The sequence below is a fragment of the Propionibacterium ruminifibrarum genome (genome assembly GCF_900289195.1).
In the GTDB taxonomy this organism is placed as follows: domain Bacteria; phylum Actinomycetota; class Actinomycetes; order Propionibacteriales; family Propionibacteriaceae; genus Propionibacterium; species Propionibacterium ruminifibrarum.
Genome location: NZ_OMOH01000001.1, coordinates 323,816 through 340,717, shown reverse-complemented (window position 1 = coordinate 340,717; position 16,902 = coordinate 323,816). Strand labels below are relative to the sequence as shown.

15 protein-coding genes, 1 other RNA gene and 2 pseudogenes are annotated in these 16,902 nt (G+C 67.3%); 13 read left to right on the top strand and 5 right to left on the bottom strand.

The genetic code is table 11. The features are described from left to right. Positions 1 to 44 precede the first annotated feature (44 nt). Positions 45 to 413, top strand: a transfer-messenger RNA (tmRNA) gene (ssrA, locus tag PROPJV5_RS01485). Positions 414 to 614: 201 nt separating this feature from the next. Here ssrA and PROPJV5_RS13075 read toward each other — a convergent pair. After that, positions 615 to 686: pseudogene (locus PROPJV5_RS13075) on the bottom strand (type II toxin-antitoxin system Phd/YefM family antitoxin); the annotation flags it as partial. 97 nt (positions 687 to 783) lie between these two features. Here PROPJV5_RS13075 and PROPJV5_RS01475 point away from each other — a divergent pair. From PROPJV5_RS01475 to PROPJV5_RS01460, 5 genes and pseudogenes are all read left to right on the top strand, one after another. Further along, positions 784 to 987, top strand: a complete 204-nt coding sequence (locus PROPJV5_RS01475) for a CopG family transcriptional regulator (RefSeq protein WP_119714669.1) — start codon at positions 784 to 786, stop codon at positions 985 to 987. Next, positions 984 to 1,379, top strand: a complete 396-nt coding sequence (locus PROPJV5_RS01470) for a type II toxin-antitoxin system death-on-curing family toxin (protein WP_119714554.1) — start codon at positions 984 to 986, stop codon at positions 1,377 to 1,379. The genes PROPJV5_RS01475 and PROPJV5_RS01470 overlap by 4 nt, the downstream gene beginning before the upstream one ends. Before the next feature lie 79 nt (positions 1,380 to 1,458). After that, a pseudogene (locus tag PROPJV5_RS12795) lies at positions 1,459 to 1,689 on the top strand (IS3 family transposase); the annotation flags it as partial. 284 nt (positions 1,690 to 1,973) lie between these two features. Beyond that, complete coding sequence (locus PROPJV5_RS01465; RefSeq protein WP_119714668.1) at positions 1,974 to 2,954, top strand: NAD(P)H-dependent flavin oxidoreductase; 981 nt, start codon at positions 1,974 to 1,976, stop codon at positions 2,952 to 2,954. A gap of 225 nt (positions 2,955 to 3,179) precedes the next feature. Beyond that, positions 3,180 to 3,425, top strand: coding sequence for a ribbon-helix-helix domain-containing protein (locus tag PROPJV5_RS01460; RefSeq protein WP_119714667.1), 246 nt, complete (start codon positions 3,180 to 3,182; stop codon positions 3,423 to 3,425). Between the two features lie 493 nt (positions 3,426 to 3,918). On the opposite strand, the gene PROPJV5_RS01450 is transcribed toward PROPJV5_RS01460, so the two are convergent. Continuing rightward, a complete protein-coding gene (locus PROPJV5_RS01450; RefSeq protein WP_275403685.1) occupies positions 3,919 to 5,793 on the bottom strand; it encodes a BCCT family transporter in 1,875 nt (624 codons plus the stop codon). A gap of 142 nt (positions 5,794 to 5,935) precedes the next feature. Here PROPJV5_RS01450 and PROPJV5_RS01445 point away from each other — a divergent pair, with 142 nt between their 5' ends. From PROPJV5_RS01445 to secA, 4 genes are all read left to right on the top strand, one after another. Beyond that, complete coding sequence (locus PROPJV5_RS01445; protein ID WP_239018344.1) at positions 5,936 to 6,502, top strand: YqgE/AlgH family protein; 567 nt, start codon at positions 5,936 to 5,938, stop codon at positions 6,500 to 6,502. Between the two features lie 324 nt (positions 6,503 to 6,826). Continuing rightward, positions 6,827 to 7,540, top strand: a complete 714-nt coding sequence (locus PROPJV5_RS01440) for a ComF family protein (protein ID WP_119714551.1) — start codon at positions 6,827 to 6,829, stop codon at positions 7,538 to 7,540. 202 nt (positions 7,541 to 7,742) lie between these two features. Beyond that, complete coding sequence (hpf, locus tag PROPJV5_RS01435) at positions 7,743 to 8,339, top strand: ribosome hibernation-promoting factor, HPF/YfiA family (protein WP_119714550.1); 597 nt, start codon at positions 7,743 to 7,745, stop codon at positions 8,337 to 8,339. A 207-nt stretch (positions 8,340 to 8,546) separates the two neighbouring features. Beyond that, positions 8,547 to 11,345, top strand: a complete 2,799-nt coding sequence (gene secA / locus PROPJV5_RS01430; RefSeq protein ID WP_476704271.1) for a preprotein translocase subunit SecA — start codon at positions 8,547 to 8,549, stop codon at positions 11,343 to 11,345. 37 nt (positions 11,346 to 11,382) lie between these two features. Here secA and PROPJV5_RS01425 read toward each other — a convergent pair whose 3' ends face one another. Continuing rightward, the gene (locus tag PROPJV5_RS01425) at positions 11,383 to 11,856 is read right to left on the bottom strand and encodes an Rv3235 family protein (RefSeq protein WP_119714549.1); all 474 of its coding nucleotides are present in this window, start codon (positions 11,854 to 11,856) and stop codon (positions 11,383 to 11,385) included. Between the two features lie 80 nt (positions 11,857 to 11,936). On the opposite strand from PROPJV5_RS01425, the gene PROPJV5_RS01420 reads away from it, so the two are divergent. After that, the gene (locus PROPJV5_RS01420) at positions 11,937 to 12,491 is read left to right on the top strand and encodes a DUF6912 family protein (protein WP_119714548.1); all 555 of its coding nucleotides are present in this window, start codon (positions 11,937 to 11,939) and stop codon (positions 12,489 to 12,491) included. Positions 12,492 to 12,497: 6 nt separating this feature from the next. Here the strand turns inward: PROPJV5_RS01420 and PROPJV5_RS01415 are convergent, their stop codons facing one another. Further along, positions 12,498 to 12,968: a DUF2505 domain-containing protein gene (locus PROPJV5_RS01415; protein WP_119714547.1), complete on the bottom strand. Its 471-nt coding sequence runs from the start codon at positions 12,966 to 12,968 to the stop codon at positions 12,498 to 12,500. Between the two features lie 83 nt (positions 12,969 to 13,051). Between PROPJV5_RS01415 and PROPJV5_RS01410 the strand changes: the two genes are divergently transcribed. Further along, on the top strand, positions 13,052 to 13,933 hold the full coding sequence (locus PROPJV5_RS01410) for a PHP domain-containing protein (protein WP_119714546.1): 882 nt from the start codon (positions 13,052 to 13,054) through the stop codon (positions 13,931 to 13,933). Between the two features lie 236 nt (positions 13,934 to 14,169). Continuing rightward, positions 14,170 to 15,279 (top strand): tryptophan--tRNA ligase, encoded by a 1,110-nt coding sequence (gene trpS / locus PROPJV5_RS01405; protein WP_119714545.1) that lies wholly within the window; start codon positions 14,170 to 14,172, stop codon positions 15,277 to 15,279. 117 nt (positions 15,280 to 15,396) lie between these two features. On the opposite strand, the gene PROPJV5_RS01400 is transcribed toward trpS, so the two are convergent. Continuing rightward, positions 15,397 to 16,893 carry a DEAD/DEAH box helicase gene (locus PROPJV5_RS01400; RefSeq protein ID WP_119714544.1) on the bottom strand — a complete coding sequence of 499 codons (1,497 nt, stop codon included), beginning with the start codon at positions 16,891 to 16,893 and terminating at the stop codon, positions 15,397 to 15,399. Between the last annotated feature and the right edge of the window lie 9 nt (positions 16,894 to 16,902).

The following is a 16,902-nucleotide window of genomic DNA, read 5'->3' as shown; positions in this document are numbered from 1 at the left end:
CTCCTCGCCGGTTCGCCGTGCGGTGGTCGGGTGACAACTCAACAGGGGGTGATCGGTTTCGACTGGAGTGGTAGCTCCAGGGGAAGCGGGCCGAGAATCCAGAGTCAACTCGTTAATGTCCTCTGGGAACCAATAAGTGCCGATACCAATCGCACTGACTTCGCTCTCGCTGCCTGATCAGTGATCGAAGGGTCAGCCCGGGTGTAGCCTTCCACCCGGTTCCTGGCCTCATTCAGAAGGCTTGCTCAGTAGTCCGTGTCCGGGGGACTGCTGGGGACTCCTCCCGGACTGGGCCTGGCCGCAACTCGCCGACATGAGTGCGGGGGCCGAGTAGACCGTCACAGTCGGCTGCGCCCGGAGAAGACCTGGTCCGCCTCGTCAGGACGCGGGTTCGATTCCCGCCACCTCCACCACGTCCGCCTCGGCGGACACCAGATGCATCCTGTTGACGATGTGGCGGCCCTTTTGCGGGGTCGCCATCGTTGCGTTCTAGGGGGCTTGCGCTCTTCTGAGTCGTCATCGGTATCGGCCGTAATGGTACCGACAGGCGGCGATTCGGAGAGGGAGACAATCACGACGGGCTCGTGGCCCGCGCGCGTGATGATGGTTTCTTCTCGGTTGTTGACGAGGCCGTCGAGCACTTGGGCGCAGTCGGCGCGGGACTCGGTGTAGCAGAGCGTCTTCATGACCACCGCAGGTGCGTAAAAGTGTGCGTCACGAGTAATGCGCCATCAGTGGTGGTGGGGCTCCACGACGCTGGTATCACTTCGGCATCATCGGATCATGGCGATGACACTACGACTCTCCGAACGCGACAAGCGGGCTCTGGCGCTGCTCGCCGAGGCCGACGGCGTGAGCAAGCATGAGGCCACGATCCGCGCCATCCATGAGGTGGCCCGGCGCCGCGGGCATGAGGCGCGGGTCGCTGATGCGTCACAGCGTGTGCGGGCTCGTTACGCCGATGTCATCGAGCGGTTGGGCCGGTGACGGAATTCCTCACGGCCGAGGATCTCCGGGCGCTCACTGACGATCTTGGGGTCGGGCCCGTGCGGGATCTGGGGCTGCTGGAGTCTGCGGCACATCGGCCCACGACGTCGTTGTGGGGGCAGGAGGCCTATCCCTCGTTGGAACTGAAGGCTGCCGCACTGATGGACTCGGTGGTGAACACCCATCCCCTGGTCGATGGCAATGAGCGCTTGGGGTGGCTGGCGACACTGGTCTTCCTCGACGTCAACGGAGTGTGGATCGAGGCGCCCGATGATGACGCCTACGACCTGGTCATCGCTGTGGCAAGCGGTTCCGCCGGTCTCTCTGAGGTGGCTGAGGCCCTGGTGACGTGGTCCCGTTCGCGCAATGCCGACGACAGCTGGCAGGTCTGATGAATGTCGCTGCAACGCAGTCCGTCTTTCGTGCTGTGGGGACTGCTGCAGGGATCGGTGACACTCGGGGTGTGGTGCTTCGGGCCATGGCTTGGTCGGGCCCATGGGCCGTGTCGGCGCTGCAGGCGACAACGCGGCGATGGAGTCATCCTTCGCGCTGTTGCAGATGAACGCGCTCAACACCCGCCGCCGGACCAACAGATGACAGCTCCGCCTGGCGATCATCAGCTGGATCGAGAGTACCTACCACCGCCGTCGCCGACAACGAGCCAAAGCCGGGTTGGCCCCATCGAAGTCGAGACCATCATGAGGACCACCGCCATACCGTCCAGTCGGATGGGGTTTTCACGCCCACACAAGGGGTCCTGCTGTCACAATGGCCGTCCCGAGGGCATCGTGCCAGGCTCAGCGCGCCCACCATCAGGTGACGAAGGGTAGCCTGAGGCGTGTCCGCGTCGATGAGGACGTCGATGAGAACGGACACGTCCGTCTCAAGGCCTCGATCACCCACTGCGTCGTTGAATCGAGTCCCGATCCACGGCGCCGTTGAAAAGAGCAGGCCAGCCAGATGAGAGCACGATGAGGAGCACCATCATGACGAACCGGATATGCGAGATCCTGGGAATCGAGAAGCCGATCATCCAGGGGCCGTTGAACTGGCTGACGAATGGGAGATTCGTCGGCGCCGTGAGTGCCGCCGGGGCGCTCGGCGTGCTGGGTACCAACGCCGGCCAGATGGAGCCGGTCTTCACCGTTGAGGAGACGGTGGAGAACATGCGGCGTGAGATCCGCGTGGTCAAGGGGATCACGGACAAGCCGTTCGGCCTGAACATCGTCCCAAGCTCGGACGATCCCGCCGTCGATCCGTTCACCGGGCCGATGCTCGACCTCATGGTCGAGGAAGGCGTGACGGTCGCGGTCATGGTCGGCGGTTTCAGCAAGGCATGGACGAAGAGGTTCAAGGAGGCCGGCATCAAGGTCGTGTTCCGCGCCCTCGATCCGTCCGCAGAGAGCACGAGAGCAGCCGTGGCCGGCGGCGCGGACGTGATCGTCGCGACGGGTTTCGACGAGGGCGGCACGGTCCCGACCAAGGTAGTCGGCACCTTCTCCATCGTCCCCCTGGTGGTGGATGCGGCCGAGGGCAAGGTGCCGGTCATGGCGGCCGGGGGCATCGCCGATGAGCGCACCGCCAGGGCCGCGTTCGCGCTCGGCGCCGAAGGGCTCTACGTGGGGACGGCGCTGATGATGGCAGAGGAGTCACCGCTCGCCGACAACATCAAGGCGATGGCACTGGAGGCCGACGCCGATGACCTGCTCATGTACCGCACCGTTCCCGCCTACTACCGGTCCCTGCCCGGCGAGCTTCCGAACAGGCTGCTCAAGATGAGCAGGGACGGTGCAACGGAGGAGGAGATCTACGCGGCGCAGAACGCCTATCTCGGCATGAGGGACGGCATGCTGTTCGGCGACCTGACGAAGGGATACGCATCCTTCGGCCTCGGGATCTCCATGATCCACGACATCGAGCCGGCGCAGACGATCATCGACAGACTCATGCGTGGCGTCCCCGACTGATGCCGGAGCTGTCCGGAGACAGTTCCGGGTGGCCCTTCCCGGACGTCTCCAGAAGCAGGAACCGATACCGGTTCAAGATCGTCTTCGCCCGTCCGGCGAACCCTTCGCGCAGACAGGTGAAGGGGACCACCTCTTGGGGACGCGGCGGAGCTACCCGTCCGGACGAGATTGGTGTGATGATGCGGGTTGTTCGCCCAATCCGCAGTTTTCGTTTACGATATTGGCATGAAGGAAACCGAGGTCACCGACGAGCAGATTCAGACGTGGGTGGCTGAGGCCGAGGCCGGCTACGACGTCGAGAAGCTGAAGAAACGTGGGCGTGGTCGCCCGGGGCGTGGTGCTGAGCCGATGCAGGTCGTCGCGGTGCGGCTGACCGCAGATGAGCTCGCAGCCCTCGACGCCATCGCTGAAGGCAGGCATCTGTCTCGCTCGGAAGCCATCCGGCAGGCGCTGGCTGCGTACGTGGCATGAAGCTGCACGACAGCGCTCAAACACGGCCTCGATCCCGAAGACATCATCCACGCCGCCTATTGGGCGCAATGGCTCGAACCGCTCGAGGACGACGATTGGCCCCACCAAGAGCTTCGACTCGGATTTGACACCAAATCACGGCTGCTGGAGACCGTCGTGATGGTCTTCGAAAGCGGCTCTGAACTGGTCATTCACGCCATGCCCGCACGGAAGCAGTACTGGGATCTGCTGCCCTAACTCCTGGGCATGGGTGTCGGTGACAGCGAGGAAGCGGTCCGTGAGACCTACCACCAGGTCACTGCCTCCATGCAGGCCTCGTTCCCGACGGTCGCGGCCATGCTCCGTGACGCCGAAACCGTCCTGACCGCGTTCGCCAGTTCCTCCTCGGTTGAAAACGACTGTGCGGCGCCCCTTGGGGCGCCGCACAGTCGTGGGAAGGGGTGCCCAGAGGCCCTCGGGCCATGGTCACCCGGTTCGGTTCATGCCAGGGATGTCAGCCGTCGGTCTGCCTGGCCGTGGAGTCGTGGCCCCTCTTCTGCTCGCGGTGCTTCTGCTCCCCGCGCTGCCCGTGCTCGCGGCGCGGGGTCATCGCCGCCACGGCTGCCCGGTAGCGCCGCGCCCTGATCTTGCGTTCCATCTCCTCACGGTGCAGACGCCGCTCGTGGGCCAGCTTGCGTGCGAAGCGCTGGTGCTCGCGGTACTCCATGTAGATCGTGTCGTTGCGCAGCCCCTTGACCAGCGCGAACATGAGAACGATCACGATGACCAGGAACGGGCTCGCGGCGATGATCGTCACGTTCTGCAGGTTCGACAAGGCACTGCGGTCGGTGCTGCTCTCGCCGGACAGCAGGAGCATCAGGCCGATGAGGGCGGTCAGCGCGCCCCATGCCGCGGACAGGGTGGGTTTGGCCGTCGCCAGCCCGTTCTGCGACATCGATCCCATGACCGTGGAGGCCGAGTCCGCCGAGGTGATGAAGAACGTGGCGAGCAGGAGCATCGCCACATAGCCGGCGATCGTGCCGCCCGGCATCTGGTGGAGCAGCGTGAACAGCTGGGACTCCGCGTTCCCGTCACCCCAGATCGAGTTGCCGCTCTGCTCGAAGTGGATGGCGGTGCCGCCGAAGATCGCGAACCACACGGTCGACAGGCCGGCCGGCACGAACATCACGCCGATGCAGAACTGGCGGATCGTCCGGCCGCGGGAGATCCGGGCCAGGAACATGCCGACGAACGGCGACCAGGAGATCCACCAGGCCCAGTAGAAGATCGTCCACGTGCTCAGCCAGCTGCCGGCGGTGCCGTCGGCCGAGATCGCGCTACGGCCAGCCATCTCGAAGAAGGAGTTCAGGTAGCTGCCGATCGAGGAGGGGATGAGGTCGAGGATGGCGACCGTGGGGCCGAGGACGAACACGAAGATCGCCAGCAGCGCGGCGAGCACCATGTTGGTGTTGGACAGGTACTGGATGCCGCGGCTCACCCCGGACATGGCCGACACGATGAAGGCGAGGGTGAGGATGACGACGATGGTCGTGACCGTCAGGGTGCTGGGATTCTCGATGATGCCCGAGGCCTGGAGGCCCGCGCTGACCTGGGTGGCGCCGATGCCCAGCGAGCATGCCGTGCCGAAGATCGTGGCGATGACCGCCAGGATGTCGATGAAGCGCCCGAGCGGGCCGGAGGCCCTCCTCTCGCCGATGAGCGGGACGAAGGTCGAGGAGATCAACTGCTTGCGCCCCACCCGGAAGGTCGAGTACGCGATGGCCATGCCGACGATCGCGTAGATGGCCCATGGGTGCAGGGTCCAGTGGAACATGGCGGTGGCCATCGCCGTGCCGACGTCGTGCTCGTCGTGGCCTGGCACGCCCTCGCGGTAGAAGGTCAGCGGTTCCGAGGCGCCGTAGAACATGAGCCCGATGCCCATGCCGGCGGCGAACATCATGGCGATCCAGCTCGAGGTCCGGAACTCCGGCTCCTCGCCGTCGGCACCCAGCCGGATCCTGCCGAAGTTCGACATGGCGACAACGACGACGAAGAACACCGCGACGGTGCCGCACAGGATGAATGCCCACCCGAAGTTCTCCACGATGAAGGCCAGGGCGGTGTCTGCGAAGGCCTTGAAGGTGCTCTTCGATGCAAGACCCCACACCACGATGCCGGCAACCACCACCATGGCCGGGGCGACCACCCACCAGTCGATCGGTGCGCTGTCATTGTCGGCGGCCAGTTCGATGGACTCGTCGGCAGGGGCCGGCTCGCCCGCCTCCAGCAGTGCGGACAACTGCTCGGTCGCCGACATGGATTCGGTGACGGATTCGGCTGTTATGTCAGTTATGTCGGCGCCCTCAGGCGCCTGGTTCTCGCTCGCCACACGGTCTCCGTTCTCTCACAGCAGGTGCACATACACCCGCGGACATGCTTCCCAACCTACCCAATTCCCCCTGTCCCGGGTCTTTCCCGATCCATATGCTGATAGCCGGGCGTGGCCTGGACCGGCGTGTCAGACTGGACTTGTGACCAGTCAGCAGCACGTCAGTGGGGGAGAACTCCTGGTGAGCACCCACCCTGTTGGGGCCGGTTTCTTCGACCAGTCGGTCATCCTGCTGCTCGAGTCGGACGCGGACGGCGCCGTCGGCGTCGCGCTGAACAAGCCGTCCCAGATGCCCGTCTCGCAGGTGCTGCCCGACTGGGAGGCCCAGCTCAACCCGCCGCAGGTGCTCTTCGCCGGTGGCCCCGTGCTGCCCAACGGCGCCTTGTGCCTGGCCAAGGTGCTCAACCCCGGGGAGGACCCGCTCGGCTGGCGGCGCATCACCGGTGACATCGGCGTGCTCCACCTCGACACCCCGGTCGAGCTCGCCGTCGGTGCCTTCTCGGACGTGCGGGTCTTCGCCGGCTACAGCGGCTGGGAGCCGGGCCAGCTTGAGGGAGAGATCCGTCAGGGCGCCTGGCTGCGCACGACGCCCCGCGAGGAGGAGATCTTCGGCGCCGACACCGATGACCTGTGGCGCAGGGTGCTGCGCCGCATGGGCAGTCAGGCCGCTCTGCTGAGTGCCTACACGGCGACCCCGGAACTGAACTAGGCCGGTCAGCCGGCGGGCTGGGCTGGCCCTCCCCACGCCCGGTGAACCGGTTGGTCCTGCTCGCGGCACATCCGTGCCAGGCGCGGGTGCCCGCGCGCCCGAAGAGCTGGTGCGCTGCTCGATGCGGCGACGGTGACGGAGCCCGCGGTCAGGGCGGGGTCCCGTGCAGGGCAGGGTCCCGTGGCCGCCGTCACCCCGCCCGGCGGTGAGCCGGCACGGCTGTGCCCCGGGGCGGTGTCGCGGCCACGACGTGGGCGACTCATCGGGCAGAAGAGCCCTGTGCGCATCTGATCGAACCGGCTCAGTCGGTTGCACCATCAGGGCATGCGGATCGGATGGCTGACCGAGCTTGCCGACGCCGGGCTGGACCTGCTGCTCGGCTCCCAGTGCGCGGCATGCGGCGCCCCAGGCGCCGTGTTGTGCCGGGTGTGCCGCGGGAGGCTCCCGGCCGAACCGATCAGGCGGCGTGCCCCGCTGCCGGGGCTGGGGCCCGACGCCCCACCGGTCTGGTCCGGTGCGTTCTACCGGCCTGTCGCAGGCATGCTCGTCATCGCCTACAAGGACAGGGGCGCATGGACACTGCGCGGACCCCTGGCGGAGCTGGCCGCCCGGGCCGTGCTGGCGGCCACCGGCGAAGCGGGGCTGAGTCCCTCGGCAACACTCCTCGTCCCCGTGCCCTCGGACCCGCGGCGGGCCCGCGAGCGGGGGATCGACCACACCTCCTCGCTGGCCAGGGCAGTGACGAGGCTGACGGGCATCCGGCACGGGCCGGTACTGGCCCGTGCCGGGGCCGCACCGGACCAGATCGGCCTCGGCGCGGAGCAGAGACGGTCCGCGCAGACGGGCACCATGGCGATGAGCCGACGCCCCCGACCAGCGGTGCCATGGCCCGGCGGGCCGGTCGTGGTGCTCGACGACGTGGTCACCACCGGCGCCACGATGGCCGAGGCGGTGCGCGTCCTGGAACGGGCCGGAGTCGAGGTGGCCGGCTGCGCCGCCGTTGCGCAAACCCCCTTGCAGGAATCACGACAGAAATAGGGGGAATACCGCTTGTCCGCTCCCGCGCCGTCACGAAACTGAGTAGCTTTGGGGCATGGCACGGGCGGTGGTGAGGACCGGCTTCAGGTCGCGAATCGCGGGTTCCGTGCCACCGTCGTCCCGGGGCCAGCGCCATGGCCGTCCTGGTGTGGTGTGGGCCCTGGACCGGCGGGACTGAGTCCGCAACCGAAAGGGTACTGACATGGATGTCATCGTCACCGGACGTCGCTGCAGCATCAATGACGACACGCGCGAAGTTGTCGCCCGCCGACTCGAGGATTCGATCTCGAAACTGCGTGATCGCGTGATTCGCACCGAGGTCGAGTTCACCGCACAGGATGCGAAGGGCGACCCGTCCTCCGCCGTCCGATGCGAGATAACGCTCCGCGCGAAGGGCCCGGTCGTCCGCGCGAGCGCCAGCGCCGAGGAGAAGATGCTCGCCTTCGACAAGGCACTCGACAGGTTGCGTGCCCAGTTGCGCCGAGCCGCGGACCGCCGCAAGAACCGTCGTGGACTGCGCGTCCAGGACCTGCCCGTTGCCGAGACCCAGGCCCCCGCCGAGGAACCCGAGCCGGAGAGGCGCCAGGTCGCCGGTCTGACCGTCGAGGGTGACGGCCCGCTGGTCGTCCGCGAGAAGACCTTCGAGACACCGCCCCTGACACTCGCCCAGGCCCTGGACGAGATGGAACTGGTCGGCCACGACTTCTTCCTCTTCCAGGACGCGGCCACCGGGCAACCGAGCGTGGTCTACCGCCGCAAGGCGTACAACTACGGTGTCATCCACATCGATGTGAAGTGACACGTCGGATGCCGTGATGCGTCACTGAGCGCCGGCCCGGGCCCTGACGGCGCCCGGGCCGGCGCTCGTTCAAGGGCCGGCGTCCCCGCGGGCCCAGCCGGTGCCGCGTCGCTCCCCACTGGCCGTGGGGGCAGGCGTGCATAAGATGGGTGGGAATGGTTGCGCTTGTGTGCGCGGCTCCACGCACTGTCGAGAGGAAACCGACTCGTGAGCTTCATGGATCGCCTGCTTCATGCCGGTGAAGGCCGAACTCTCAAACGGCTGGCGCGCATCGCCGACCAGGTGAACAGCATCGAGGAGGACTACCTCGCCATGGACGACGAGGAGCTGCGCGGCCAGACGGCCGACTTCCGCCAGCGCCTTGACAACGGCGAGTCCCTCGACGATCTTCTCCCCGAGACCTTCGCCACGGTCCGCGAAGCGACGAACCGGGTGCTCGGCAAGCGCCCCTTCGACGTCCAGATCATGGGGGGCGCGGCGCTGCACCTGGCCAACATCGCCGAGATGAAGACCGGTGAGGGCAAGACGATCGTCGCCCTCGCCCCGAGCTATCTCAACGCCCTCGAGGGCAAGGGCGTGCACGTCGTCACCGTCAACGACTACCTGGCCCAGTCCCAGTCCGAACAGATGGGGCGCGTGCACCACTTCCTCGGGCTGGACACCGGCGTCATCCTGTCCAGCCTGAAACCCGCCGAGCGCCGCAAGGCCTACGACGCCGACATCACCTACGGGACCAACAACGAATTCGGTTTCGACTACCTGCGCGACAACATGGCCCTCAAACTCGCCGACTGCGTCCAGCGCGAGCACAACTTCGCCATCGTCGACGAGGTCGACTCGATCCTCATCGACGAGGCCCGGACCCCGCTGATCATCTCCGGTCCGGCTGCCGAGAACAAGCGCTGGTACCCGGAGTTCGCCCGTCTCGCCCGTCGCCTGCGCCCCGACGTCGACTACGAGGTCGACGAGAAGAAGCGCACCGTCTCGGTCCTGGCCCACGGCATCCAGATGACCGAGGACGACCTGGGCATCGAGAACCTCTACGAGTCGGTCAACACCCCGCTGATCGGCTACCTGAACAACGCGATCCGCGCCAAGGAGCTCTTCAAGCGCGACCGCGACTACGTCGTCATCAAGGGCCAGGTGCTCATCGTCGACGAGCACACCGGGCGAGTGCTCGATGGCCGCCGCTACAACGAGGGCCTGCACCAGGCGCTCGAGGCCAAGGAGGGCGTGCAGATCAAGGACGAGTACCAGACACTCGCCACGATCACCCTGCAGAACTACTTCCGCATGTACGACAAGCTCTCGGGCATGACGGGCACGGCAAAGACCGAGGAGGACGAGTTCCAGAAGATCTACGGCCTCGGCGTCATCCCGATCCCCACGAACAAGCCGATGATCCGCACCGACCAGTCCGACTTGATCTACCGCACCGAGGAGGCCAAGTTCGACGCCATCATCGAGGACGTCGTGGAGCGCCACGAGGCGGGACAGCCGGTGCTCATCGGCACCGCCTCGGTCGTCAAGTCCGAGGAACTGTCCCGGCGTCTGCGCGAGGCCGGTGTCGTCCACCAGGTACTGAACGCAAAGCAGCACGCGCGGGAAGCCGCTGTCGTCGCACAGGCCGGCCGCAAGGGCGCCGTCACCGTCGCCACGAACATGGCCGGCCGAGGCACCGACATCATGCTCGGCGGCAACCCGGAGTTCATGGCCGATCAGGAACTGCGCAAGAAGGGCATCGACCCCGTCTCCGACCCGGACGGCTACGAGGCGGAGTGGGACAAGGCCATCAAGGAATTCGACGAGCAGGTCGCCGACGAGCACGAGGAGGTCATCGAGGCGGGCGGCTTGTACGTCATCGGCTCCGAGCGCCACGAGTCCCGGCGCATCGACAACCAGCTGCGCGGCCGCTCCGGACGTCAGGGCGACCCGGGGGAGAGCCGTTTCTTCCTCTCCCTCGAGGACGACCTGCTGCGCCTGTTCAAGGCGGACACCGTCGAACGGGTCATGACCACCATGAACCTGCCGGATGACCAGCCCATTGAGATGCGCATGCTGACCAAGTCGATCGAGAGTGCCCAGAAACAACTCGAGGGCCAGAACTTCGAGATGCGCAAGAACGTCCTCAAGTACGACGACGTCATGAACCGCCAGCGTCACGTCATCTACGGAGACCGCCGCACGGTGCTCGAGGGCGCCGACGTCGAGGGCATGCTGCGTTCGACGGTCGACCGGGTCGTCGCCGCCACCGTCAAGCTGCACACCCAGGGCTTCGCCGACGAGTGGGACCTCGATGCGCTGTGGAACGACATGAAGCAGCTCTACCCGGTCGGTCTGGACCAGTCCGACTACGTGGACGTGGAGGAGGCCTCCGAACTCATCGACGACTTCAAGGAGGACGCCCAGAAGGCCTACGACACCCGCGAGTCGAATCTCGGTGAGGACGTCATGCGCGAGCTGGAGCGCCAGGTCTGGCTGACCGTGCTCGACCGCAAGTGGCGCGACCACCTGTACGAGATGGACTACCTGAGGGAGGGCATCGGCCTGCGCGCCATGGCCCAGCGCGACCCGCTCGTCGAGTACAAGCGCGAGGGCGCCAATATGTTCGACGCGATGCGCGACGCCTTCCAGGAGGAGGTTGTCGGCTACCTGTTCAACATTGAGGTCGAGACGCAGGACTCCCCGGTCGTGGGCGAGCGGCATGACGGCGATGGCGGGGTCGTCGATGCGGCGGCGCTGCTGGGCAGGGCGGCCAGGGCCGACGAGGACGAGGAACAGGAACAGCCGAGGGTCCGCGCCATCATCAAGGGTCTGGAGGATCAGCGTCCGAGCAGGATGACGTATTCGGCGCCCGGCGAGAGCGGCGACGCCGAACAGCGCGGCGCCGACGGTGACGAGGCGGAGACGGACCCCTACGCCAAGGTCGGGCGCAACCAGCCCTGCCCGTGCGGTTCGGGCAAGAAGTTCAAGCACTGCCACGGCAAGAACCCCAACGTCCGCTGAACCGCCTGGCCCGCCGACAGCAGGAACCGGTGCCCGTTCACCGGGGCTGGTGCGCATCGGCGCGCCCGAGATTCGGGACGCCGATCGTCAGTTCGCGGCAGACCCAGCCGCTGTCGGTACGCCTCATCTGATAGGCGACGCACACGAGCCTGGCGCCACGACCTCCGCCCGGGCGCCACTCGTAGCAGGCGACGACCTCGGTTGAACGGGCCGAGGCGGAATTGCCGATGTGGAGGGAGTGCAGCCGGGCGCCGGTGAAGGGACGCTCAGCCTGGATGCGGACGAGTTCGTTGATGGTGCTCGGCCTGCTCAGGGGCGCGAGCTGGGCGGCGGGACGTCGACCTGCCAGCACCTCTGCGAGCGCGAGCGCGAACCGTGATGCCGCCGCGGCGCTGGACCGGCTGGGCGCGTTCGTCCGCGGACGCGCAGGGCTTGCACTGATGAGCAGCGTGCCGTCCTCGGAGTGCCAGATGGTGCGGTGCCCATCGGTCGCGGGAGTGGGGGCAGCCATGGGTCAAGCCTGCCTGGCCAGTCGGGCACTGCGCCAGCCTCCGGACGATGTGTGGAAAACTTCGGGTCGAGGAGGCCCCAATGAGTGACCAGCGCCGTGAGACACGCCAGATCGTGTTCGTGCCCGTCGATGAGGCCCAGGTACGACGCCTGAGCGAGCAGCACCAACCGCTGCCGGGCCCGTTGCCGGTCATCGTGGCGAACCATGCCCTGTGCCGCACCTTCGAGGTCGCCCCCGCCAGTGAGGAGGCTGAGCTCGCGGCGCTTCAGGTGGCGTCCGTCAGCGCGCTGGCGCGCACTGGGCGCCGGCTCGTGCTGTCCGCCCAGGTTCCGGCCGCCACGATCGGCGAGCCGGCCGCGGGCGCCGATGCGGCCAACGGTGCTGCCACGCTCAGCCGGCTCGAACCGAACCAGGTGGAGGCCTTCTTCACCGACGATGACCGGGTCGAGACCACGGCAGCCGCGCGGGCGGCGGCCGGGCTGGGCATCGACGAGGCCTGGGGGGCGGCTGCCGTGCAGGAGCTGCTCGGCGAGCCGCTCCTGTGGCATGACGTCAGCGAACTCGCCGGCTGGGTGTCCCAGTGCGCCTCAGCAACCGACGCTCCAGGAGCCCACCGGGACGGGCCCCGCCGGTGAGGGTGGTCAGTCGCCGTGCCCGGCGAGCCAGGCGTCACCGCTGCCCTTCTGGGCGTCGAGCGCCGCGCGGATGCGCGGCTCGGCCATCTGCTCGACCTTCTTGCCGATGAAGGGAATCGTCACCGAGACCGCCAGGAAGTACTCGACGATGGTGCCGGCACCGCCGGGCTGTACGGTGACGCGGGCGGAGATCTGTGCCGGAACCTTGAGCTTGGCGGCCTCGGCGACGCCCTTCCAGCCCTCACCGTCACGCTCCCACAGGATGCGGGTGTTGAGACTGATCGTCTCGCCCACCATGGCCTTGACCTGCTCGGGGGCCTTCGCCTGCACCTGCAGGGAACTGACATTGCCCTGGTTCTCGAGCAGGACGGTGGCGCCCGACCGCTGGCCGAGACCGGAGAAGTACTCGGGGGAGGTGAGCATCGCGTGCACGGCGTCGGGGGAGGCCGCGTACTCGTGACGAACATTCAGATCCATGCCCCTATTGTGCCGGGTCGCGCGGAGCCCGCCGGCGCCATGGTTGGGGACGGCCCCGGCGCGGGGGAGGGCAGAATGGAGGCATGCGAATCGACCTGCACACCCACTCCAATGTCTCAGACGGCACCGACAGTCCGACGATGCTGGTGCGCGCCGCCCAGCGGGGCGGCGTCTCGGTCGTGGCGCTGTGCGATCACGACAGCTTCGACGGCCTGACCGAGGCCGAGGAGGCAGGTCGTCGTTTCGGTGTCGCGGTGCTGCCCGGCGTCGAGATCAGCACTCACAGCCAAGACGCGCAGGTGCACCTGCTCGGTTACGGATGTGATCCCTGGGCCGAGCCGCTGCGCGGTGAGCTGGCGCGGATGCGGGTGTCCCGGGCGACGCGGGTCGGTGACATGCTGGCGAAACTGGACGCCCTGGGCATGCACCTGACCGAGGCAGACGTCGCCGAGCAGGCCCAGGCTGCCGTGACGATCGGTCGCCCCCACATCGCCGACGCACTCGTCGCCAAGGGCTACGTGACCGATCGCGACGATGCCTTCGCCTCCTACCTGTACAACGGCGGCCCCGCCTACGTCGAACGCGAGACGCTGGAGCTGGGGCGCGCGATCGATCTCGTCCATGCAGCCCACGGAGTCGCGGTCCTCGCCCACCCGTGGATCCGCGGCAACCGCGAGAAGGTCACGGCCGAACTCATCACGCAGCTGGTCCGCGAACACGACCTGGACGGCATCGAGATCGACCACCCCGATCAGGACCAGGAGACCCGGCTCATGCTCTTCGACCTCGGCGGCCGCCTGGGGCTGATCCGGACCGGCTCCTCGGACTACCACGGCACGGGGAAGACCGGCCACGAGATCGGCTGCGAGACGACCAGGCCATCGGCTCTTCATGAGATCACCACGCGCATCATTGCCCGCGGCGGCGACCTCGGCACGGTCGAGCAGATTCTCAACCGGTTGTGATCCGGTGGCCTCCGTCGCGACGTTGCCCGATGCCCGGTTCCTGCCGCGAGGCCAGGGTCCTGGCGAGTAGACTGCAGCGCATGCAGATGAGCCCGGGCATCCCAGCAGCGTGCGCACGGTGCTGGCGGCGCCGCTGACGCGGCCATCGTGCATTTCTCCATTGACGACAACGGCCGCTCGCGGCGGTCCTTCGTCATGCTCGGCGGCCGCCGATCAGGGCGCAGGGAAGGGACAACATGCCGGAAACCACCAAGGGCGAGACGAACACGGTCACCAATCCGGCCGATGGCTCGTTGCGCGCCAGCCAGGAACGCAGCGACGCCATCGAGGCCGACATCGAGAAGAACCCGCAGCGCTACCGCGTGCTGACCGGTGACCGGCCCACCGGACGCCTGCACATCGGCCACTACTTCGGGTCCATCGCCAACCGCGTGCGGTTGCAGAACGCCGGCGTCGAATCCTTCCTCGTCATCGCCGACTACCAGGTGATCTACGACCGGGAGGGCGTCGGCGCCATCCAGGAGAACGTCTACAGCGGCATCGCCGACTACCTGGCCAGCGGCATCGACCCGGAACGGACGATGATCTTCACCCACTCCGCCGTCCCCGCGCTCAACCAGCTGCTGCTGCCCTTCCTGAGCCTGGTCACCGAGCCCGAGTTGCACCGCAACCCCACCGTCAAGGACGAGCTGGAGCACTCCGGGAACCGGGCCATGAGTGGTCTCATGCTCACCTTTCCCGTGCACCAGGCCGCAGACATCCTGTTCTGCAAGGCGAACCTCGTGCCGGTCGGCAAGGACCAGCTGCCGCACATCGAGGTCACGCGGCTCATCGCCCGCCGCTTCGACGAGCGCTACGGTCGCGCCGTGCCCGAGGCCCCCGTCTTCCCGCAGGCCGACGCCCTGCTCAGCTCCTCCCCGGCCATCCTCGGCCTGGACGGGGAGAAGATGAGCAAGTCACGGGGGAACACCATCGAGCTCGGCATGACCGCTGACGAGACGGCCAGGCTCATCAAGAAGGCCAAGACCGACTCGGACCGGCACATCACCTACGATCCCGAGAATCGCCCCGAGGTCTCCAACCTCGTGCTGCTCACCGCTCTCGCCAGCGGGCAGAGCCCGCAGGCCGTGGCCGAGCAGATCGGTGACGGCGGCGGGGGAGGTCTGAAGAAGGCCTGCACCGAGGCCCTCAACGATCATTTCGCGCCGATCCGGGCGCGCCGCGCCGAGCTGGTCGCAGACCCCGGCTATCTGCGCGAGGTTCTGCACGCCGGGAACGAGCGCGCCAACGACGTGGCCGACGCCACCCTCGACGAGGTGCGCATCGCCATGAAGATGAACTATTGAGCCCGAATTCGTGTCGGGGCGCCGCGCCGACGTCTCGGTTCGGGCATTGCCCCGGCGGGAGTCAATCCCGCCGGGGCAATGCCGGCGACCACGGCCTGGGCCGCCCCGTGGCCCGTTCTACTCGGTGCTCTCCCTGTCGACCGGGTGACCGTTGCGGGTACGGCGGCGTTTGCGGCGCGGACGATCCTTGCGATCCTTGTCCCTGGCCTTCTTCTCGCCGTCCTTCTTCTCCCCGCGGTGCTTCTTCCCGTCGCCATGCTTGCCGTCGCCACGACCGCGGTGACCGCGCGTCCCATCGCGGTCCTTGTCCTTGTCAGCAGCGCGCTCGGCCCGATGCCGACGCTCGACCTCATCGCGTGACCTGGCCCCGGGCAGCCGGCCCTTGGTCCCGGCCGGGATGTCGAGGTCGGTGAAGAGATGCTCACTCGTGGAGTAGGTCTCGACCGGATCGTGGAAATCGAGGTCGAGGGCCTTGTTGATGACCTTCCAACGGGTGACGTCCTGCCAGTCGACGAGCGTCACGGCGATCCCCTCGTGACCGGCCCGACCGGTGCGGCCGATGCGATGCACGTACTGCTCGGGGCTGTCGGGCACCTCGTAGTTGACCACGTGCGTGACGTCATCGACATCGATGCCACGGGCCGCGACATCGGTGCAGACCAGGACGGTGATCTTGTTCTCGCGGAAACGCTTCATCGTCTTCTCGCGCTGGGCCTGGTTCAGGTCGCCGTGCAGCCCGGCCGCGTCGAAACCACGGTCGCGCAGGTCATCGCACAGGCGCTGCGCGGCGCGCTTGGTGCGGGTGAAGACCATCATCTTGTGCATGCCATCGGCCTGAAGGACCTTGGCGATGATCTCGGGCTTGTCGAGGTCATGCGCCTGGTAGACGAACTGGGTCGTCTGCGGCACCGTCATCTGGGCGTTCTGGCTCTCGGCGCGAATGTGCACCGGCTGGTTCAGGCGGCTGCGGGCCAGCGACATGATGACGGCCGGCATGGTCGCGCTGAACATCAGTGTCTGGCGGTTCGTCGGCGCACGGTCCAGCAGGGCCTCGACGTCGGGCAGGAAACCCAGATCGAGCATCTCGTCGGCCTCGTCGAGAACGGCGATGCTCACGTGCGACAGGTCGAGGTCACGGCGGTGCACGAGGTCGAGGAGGCGTCCAGGGGTGCCGACGACGACGTCAACGCCCTCGGCGAGTGCCTTGAGCTGGTCGTCGTAGCCGACGCCACCGTAGATGGTGGTGATACGGGCCCGGCCCCTGGCAGCGGCAGCGGCCAGGTCATCGGCGACCTGCATGGCCAGCTCGCGGGTGGGCGTCATGACGAGCGCCTGCGGTGTGCCGAGGGTTTCGAACTCATCGGCCTCCTTCGTGCCCGGCAGGACGATGCGCTGCAGGATCGGGATGCCGAAGGCGAGGGTCTTGCCGGTGCCGGTGCGCGCCTGACCGATCATGTCGGCGCCGCCCAGGGCGATCGGTATGGCCATCTCCTGGATGGGGAAGGGATGCTCGATGCCCTTGTCGGCGAGGGCTGCGACGATGGGGGGCGCCACGCCCAGATCGGCGAAGGTGGTCTTCTCGGTGGCCGTGGGGTCAGTGATCGGAAGGGTCATGTACTCGGT